Raw genomic sequence first — 6,830 nt, 5'->3', positions numbered from 1 at the left:
AACAGCACCGCCAGTACGGCAAGGACGCTGATCTGCCCACCGGTATAGGAAAGCGAGTTCCCGCGGCCCCCCGTCCCGGTCCTGTCCGGGGCGGGGGGCCGAGGCGCACCCGTGCCGGCGGACGCTCCGGGGTCTCCATCACCACCACGGCCGTGGTCCCCATCACCAGCACGGAGCGAGACCTGGTCCGGCGCCTCGTCGATGGAACGCGAGCTTTCCGCCACGGAACGCGACGGGCCGTCCGCGGGGCGCGAAGCCGCGACCGGAACCGCGGCCAGCACAAGCAGCATGCTCGTGAGCACGGCGGCACCGCCGGAACGCAATCCCATGGTGGTTCTCCCCCAGCAGCCCGACTTGGCGCAGCCCGACCGGACGACGTCGGACCAGACGACGTCGGACGGTACCGATGGTCACTATGCGTGTCCAGGAGACGACAGGATCGACACGCCGACAGTTCACCACCCCACGTGCGTCCCCGGTAGTGGATCAGGCGTCGGCCGCCTCGTCCGGCGTAGGTGCGGCCACGGACGGAACCGCGCCGCGCGTCCCCGGGCGGCGGTCCGGGCGGCGGTCCGAGCGGCGGTCCGAGCGGGACAGGCCGGAAGCCGGCGATTGTGTCGGAGACAGGTCGTAAGGTCGATCAGGCGAAGGCGCGGGCGGCAGGTGGCGTCGCGCCGCCGCGCCCTGACCCAGCCCGCCAGCCGAGGAGCCCGATGTCCGCTCGTGATCAGGTCCGTGGCCGGTCGCTTCGGCTCCTGGACTACCTGGCCGCGCTCGCCGCCGAACGGCGCGGTGCCCCCCGTCGCCAGCTCGCCGAGTACGTCCCCGCTCCGCTCCTTCCGGCTGACGTCCCGTCCCATCCGGGGGTCCGGCTCGGCCCGACAACGCAGCGGGAGAGCTGGCTGGAGGTCGCCCGGGTACCCCAGCCGGCCGCGCCGAGCTGGCCACCCCCGCTCGACCGCTACCTGGCCGGGACGGTGGTGAGCCCGGACGCCCCACCCACCATCCCCGCCCATCTCCTGGACGCGGAGGCCGTCGAGCAGACCGGGGAGCGCGAGCCTCCCGGTGTCCCGGGCGAGGAGCGGGACGCTCCGCCGGGCGCCGTCGCACTGCTCGACGCCTGGGTGCGTCAGGTGTGGCGGCCGTGGGCGCCCGAGGCACGCGCCGCCCGCGACGCGCGCGCCCTCTACCAGCGCCTGTTCGACCTGCGCCTGCGGCTGCAGCGCGAGGCCGCGACCGTGGAGCTGGCCTGGGGGCACTCGGTGCTGTGCTGGCGGGTCGGCGACGCGACGATCATCCATCCGCTGCTCGTCACCCGCATGGTGCTGACGGTCGATCCGGACTCCGGGGTCATCCGGCTGCATCCCGACGGTCCGGTGAGCCTGGAGACCGAGCCCCTGCACGGCCTCGGCCTCCNCGGTCTGGACGAGATGTCGGCCCTGCGCGACCGGCTGCGGACGGCGCCGGCCGATCCGTGGGACGCCCCGGCCCAGGCCGAGCTGCACCGCCAGATCCTCGCGCCGCTCGGGCTGGACGCCCGCGCGACCACCGGTCCGGTGCCCCCGCCGGGGCCGAGCCCCGTCCTGGTCGACACCTGGGCGGTGTACGTGCGGCCGCGGCCGGCCCTGCAGGCGCAGTTCTACGCGGAGCTGCGGACCGCCCTCGCCGAACGGGACCTGCTCCCCGAGGCCATCGCCGCCGTGGTCGCCGACGACAGGCTCGTCGCCGCCGCGCTCGGCGGGGACGATCGGGCCGACGGCACCCTCCCCGAGGGTGCCCACGCCGATCGAGGCCGTGGCCGGCGCGGTCACGACGGCTCCCCCGCGGGGCTCGGTGAACGCCTGCTGATGCCGCTGCCGACGAACGCCGACCAGGAGCGGATCGCCCGGCAGCTCGCGGGCGCCCGCGGAGTCACCGTGCAAGGGCCGCCCGGCACCGGTAAGAGCCACACCATCGCGAACATGATCTGCCACCTCGTGGCGCATGGGCAGCGGGTGCTCGTCACCGCGCAGGACGAACAGGCCCTCGCGGTGCTGCGCGACAAGATCCCGCGGGAGCTGCGCGACCTGACCGTCGCCGTGCTCGGGTCGAGCCGGGCCGACCTCGACGAACTGCGCGCCGCCATCGTGGAGATCTCCGGGGCGGTCAGCGAGGTCGACCCGGCGCGGGAGACCGCGGCCGTGAAGGCCCTCGCCGAGGAGCTGGACGCCGCCCGCGCCACCGCCTGCGCCCTCGAACTGCGGATGATCGACCTGCTGGCCGGCGAGGCGCGGGAGTTCGAGCTGCCGCACGGGCGGGAACGCGCGCCGGAGGTGGCGAGCTGGCTGGCCGAGCGCGCGGAGGAGCTCGGGTTCGTTCCCGACCGGCTCGACCCCACCCGCGCGCTTCCGCTCGGCCCGGCCGAGCTCGCCGAGCTCTACCGGACCGCGCGCGAGATCACCCCCGCCGACGCCCGGGCCGCCGCGGGCAATCTGCCGGGCGACCTGCCGGACGGCGCGTCGCTGCCGGGCGCGGTCGCCCTCGGCCGGCTGCACGACGAACTCGACGAGATCCGCGCCGGGCTCGCCGACCTCGAACAGGCCGGCCTGTCCGTCGACGCGCTCGACGCGCTCGACGTCGACGGTGCCGACGGTGCCGACGGCGTCCGTGCCCTGGTCGAGGACACCCGGGCCGCCGCCGACCGGCTGCGCCGGCTGTCGGTCGGCTGGCTCACCACCGCCCGGGCGCAGTGCGCGGCGTCGGGTGAGCAGGCCAGGTTCTGGGCCGACCAGGCCACGGCCCTCGCCGCCGAGGTCGCCGAGCTGCGCCGTCTGACCNCCCTCNCCTTCGGCCGTTCCATCGAGCTGCCCGCCGGTGACCCGCGGGTCCAGCTGAGGCTGCTCGCCGACCTGCGGGGCCGCTTCGCCGCCGGCCGGGGGATCCCCCGCCTCGGCGGACGGGAGCTGCGGGACCTGCACGACGCGGTGCGCGTCGATGGGCTGGCCGCGCGCACGGGGGAGGACGTGGCAATCGTCGAGGCAGAGGTGCGCCGCCGTCAGACGCTGGCAGCCGCCGCCGCCCGTCAGGCCGCGATCGCCGCCGCCCTCGGCGGTGAGGCCATCGAGCCCGCGGCACCCGACGTCCTCACCCGGCTCGACGCGGTCGCCGGCGGCCTCGCCGACGCCGTCGACTGGGAACGCCGGGCGGCACCGGAGCTGTCCGCCCGGCTGCGCGCTGTCTTCCCCGCCGGCCATCCCGCCGGCCATCCCACCGGCCATCCCGTCACGACGACGCCTTCCGACCCGGACACGCTTTCCCACCTCGCCGGCCTGCTTGCCACGGCGACCGGCCGACGGCGCGAGAAGGAGATCGCCGGCGCGCTCGCCGAGGTAGAACGGGCGCTCGCCGAGGGAGGCCGTAGCCCGCGGGCCGGCCGGGTGTGGGCCGACCTGCACGAGGCGCTGACCAGGCGGGACCTGGCGACATGGACGGCGCTGCTCGACGAGAGCGCCCGGCTGGCGGCGCTGCGCCCCGGCGTGGAACGCCGGGACCGGCTGGCGGCCCGGCTGCGCGCGGTCGCGCCGCTGTGGACCGACGCCATCCTCACCGGACAGGGTGACCCGTCGAGCTGCGGCGAGGCGGTGCGGGCCAGCGAGGCGTGGCGCTGGCGCCAGGCCCAGACCTGGCTCGANGACCTGCACTCCGACGGCGACCTCACCACGCTCGGCCGTCAGCTCGCCGACGCCTCGCGGCACGTGCGCGCCCTGGTGCTGGAGACTGCGCGTCGCTCCGCCCGGCTGGGCCTGGCGATCCGGCTCGGCGACTCCCAGCGCCGGGCGCTGACCGGCTGGGTACAGGCACTCGACCGGATCGGGAAGGGCACCGGGAAGTACGCCCCGCGGTGGCGCGCCGAGGCCCGGGCCCACATGCGGGCGGCGATGGGCGCCGTGCCGGTGTGGATCATGCCGACGCACCGGGTGATGGAGAGCTTCGACCCGGGCGCCGACGACCTGTTCGACGTGGTCATCGTGGACGAGTCCAGCCAGTGCGACCTGCTGGCCCTCGGCGTGCTGAGCCTGGCCCGCAAGGCTGTCGTCGTCGGCGACGACGCCCAGACGAGTCCGGAGGCCNTCGGCATCGAACGGGCCAAGGTTCATGCCCTGATCGACGCGCACCTGCCCGACGTCGCCCAGCGTTCGCTGCTCGACGTGGAGGCGAGTCTCTACGACACCGCGGCCCGGGTCTTCCCGCGCACCATCGTGCTCAAGGAGCACTTCCGCTGCCTGCCCGACATCATCGGCTTCTCCAACCGCTTCTACGACCAGCAGATCCTGCCGTTGCGGGAGGATCCGGAGCTCGCCCTCGGCGCGCCGCTGCGACCCGTCCGGGTCCCCCGGGGCGCCCGGTCGCAGACCCGCTTCGGCGACGCGAACCCAGCGGAGGCGCAGGCCCTCGTCGAGCGGGTCCTCGCCTGCTGCGCCGACCCGGCCTACGACGGGATGAGCATGGGCGTGGTCNCCCTGCTCGGCGCCGGCCAGCCCCGCCTCATCGAACACACCCTAGTCGAACGGCTCGGGGAGCGCGAGTTCTCCCGCCGCGACCTGCGGGTCGGCGACCCGTACCAGTTCCAGGGCGACGAACGGGACGTCATCTTCATCTCCGTCGTCGCGGACGACAACCGCTCGGCCGCCACCCGCCGCCGCGACCAGCAACGAGTCAACGTGGCCGCGAGCCGCGCCCGCAACCAGATGTGGGTGTTCCACAGCGTCGACCCGGCCACGCTGCGCGACGACGATGTGCGGCGCCAGCTGATCGAGTACATGTACGCCGGGCAGACCGGACGGCTCGACGCGGATCTGGCCAATCGCTGCGAGAGCGAGTTCGAACGGGCCGTCCTGCGCGAGCTCCTCGCCCGCGGCTACCGGGTGCGCCCCCAGCATCCGGTCGGGCGCTACCGGATCGACCTGGTCGTCGAAGGGGTCGCCACCACGCGAGCCACCGCCGAGCAAGCCGTCACCGAAGGAGCCACCGCCGGGGGTGTGGGGCGCCGCGGCCCCCGCCTCGCGGTCGAATGCGACGGTGACCGTTTCCACGGGCCCGACCAGTGGGAGGCGGATCTGCGCCGCCAGCGGATCCTGGAACGGCTNGGCTGGACGTTCTTCCGGATCCGCGGCTCGGAGTTCTACCGGCATCCTCGGCCGACCCTGGAGGCGCTGGTGCGACGTCTCGACCAGCTCGGCATCCACCCGGTGCCGGTGCCGGTGCCGGTGCCAGCACCAGCCGGCTCGCCGACGGAAGGGCCCTGATCTATCCGTTGGCGGCCCGGGGTTTGGGGCCGGTGGCGCGCATGTTCACCAGTCTGCCGAGCAGGTCGAACCAGAAGGGGGCGCCGGCGGTGAGCGCGAAGCAGGCGATCGCGATGCCGGCGATTTTCAGGAGCCACCCCTCGACGGAGTCGGGAACCTCCCGTGGGTCGTCGCGGCCCGCGGAGTTGTGGACCCAGCCGATCGGGAAGGCGAGCCCCGAGGCCTCGCGCACCGTCTTGATCACCTGTTCCGTGGCGTCCCCCACCATGGGCTGGTCGGAGGTGAGGCGGGTGCCGGAGGCGGGNTCCCCNGCGAAACTCCCGGCGGAGCTCCCGGCCGCCTCGCCGGATGAGCCCACCTCGGCCTGGGCCGCGGTCACGGCCGCCTGCCGCACGGTGCCGTCCTGCCAGAACGCCCGTGCGAGCCCGATCGCGTCGAGGTTGAACAGGACGGACAGCAGGACCGCGTAGCCGAGCAGGAAGACGGCGATGCGCCGCTTGTACCACCCGGACAGGCGATCCATCGCGTCGTCGTACCACCGGGCCAGCTCGATGACGACCTTCTCGCGGTCCCCGCCGGCCTGGACTATCGCTGTGGTCATCGCGGTCTTCGCCGGGGAGGGGGGCATCGCGGCGAGCCCGTCCTCCATCGTTCCCACGGCTCCGGCCCTGGTGGCGGCGACGAGCGCGGCGGCCACGACCCGCCCGGTGGGGTGATCCACAGGCATCGCGTCGTACAGGGCCTGGGCGGNCCTCNCCCCGAGGGCATGCCGGGCACCGTCGTAGGCCCGCCGGTACGCGGCCCTGGCCTCGTCGGGGACGTGGTCAGGCAGGGTGTCCGGGCGGAGCTGGGACAGCAGGGCCCGGGCGGGCGGGTCGACCCGGTCCAGCAGCGCCCGAGCGAAGGCGGTGGACGGCAGGTAGGACGGCAACCGCAGTGTGTGCGCGCGGCGCACCGAGGCCCAGGTACCGGAAACCGGCGGATGGTCGTCCATGGCCGGCAGGGAGGTGTCGCGGCCAGTGGCACGCATGGCCCGAAGCGGCCCGTCTAACAGTTCGGCGACGAGGTCCGTCCGATCCGCGGGCGGGTCCGCCCCCGGATCGGACGGTTCGGCGGGCCGGTCACCGCCGAGCAGCCGTCGCAGCTCGGCCTCCAGCTGGCGCCCCCGGTAGCGGAACAGAGCGAGCACGGCCTCGTTGATCCGGGAGACTGCGAGGCTGAACGCGGCAAAGAGCAACGCGAGCCCGATCAGGACATCAAGAGCGGATGAGTCCGGCATAACCCCCCCGATTCCGAGCCCGGGGCACCCGCGCCACCGCCTTCACGGCCGAGGAGTACGCCCCGGGACTGTCCTGGGCAGACCGCGCATTTCTACACCTCGGCGCAGAACCGGCACTCAGCGGCATCATCGGACACCTGGTCGAAGCGGGCGAAGAGGACACCAGACGACCGGGCCGCCCCGCTTCGAACAGCGGGCCATGCTGGCAGGCCTGACCGGCCGGAGAGACCTGAGCCCGTCGGAGGAGCCGGTGGGGGCGATCCAGG

2 protein-coding genes and 1 pseudogene are annotated in these 6,830 nt (G+C 74.5%); 1 reads left to right on the top strand and 2 read right to left on the bottom strand.

The genetic code is table 11. The features are described from left to right. Window positions 1-329: pseudogene (locus tag ALLO2_RS27190) on the bottom strand (hypothetical protein); the annotation flags it as partial. A 384-nt stretch (window positions 330-713) separates the two neighbouring features. On the opposite strand from ALLO2_RS27190, the gene ALLO2_RS11295 reads away from it, so the two are divergent. After that, entirely contained in the window at window positions 714-5,285 is a 4,572-nt protein-coding gene (locus tag ALLO2_RS11295; RefSeq protein WP_035731846.1) for an AAA domain-containing protein, read from the top strand. Between the two features lies 1 nt (window position 5,286). Here the strand turns inward: ALLO2_RS11295 and ALLO2_RS11290 are convergent, their stop codons facing one another. Then, on the bottom strand, window positions 5,287-6,564 hold the full coding sequence (locus ALLO2_RS11290; RefSeq protein WP_035731844.1) for a hypothetical protein: 1,278 nt from the start codon (window positions 6,562-6,564) through the stop codon (window positions 5,287-5,289). Window positions 6,565-6,830 lie beyond the last annotated feature (266 nt).

The organism is Frankia sp. Allo2 (assembly GCF_000733325.1).
In the GTDB taxonomy this organism is placed as follows: domain Bacteria; phylum Actinomycetota; class Actinomycetes; order Frankiales; family Frankiaceae; genus Frankia; species Frankia casuarinae.
This window is presented reverse-complemented; position numbering and strand designations above follow the sequence as displayed.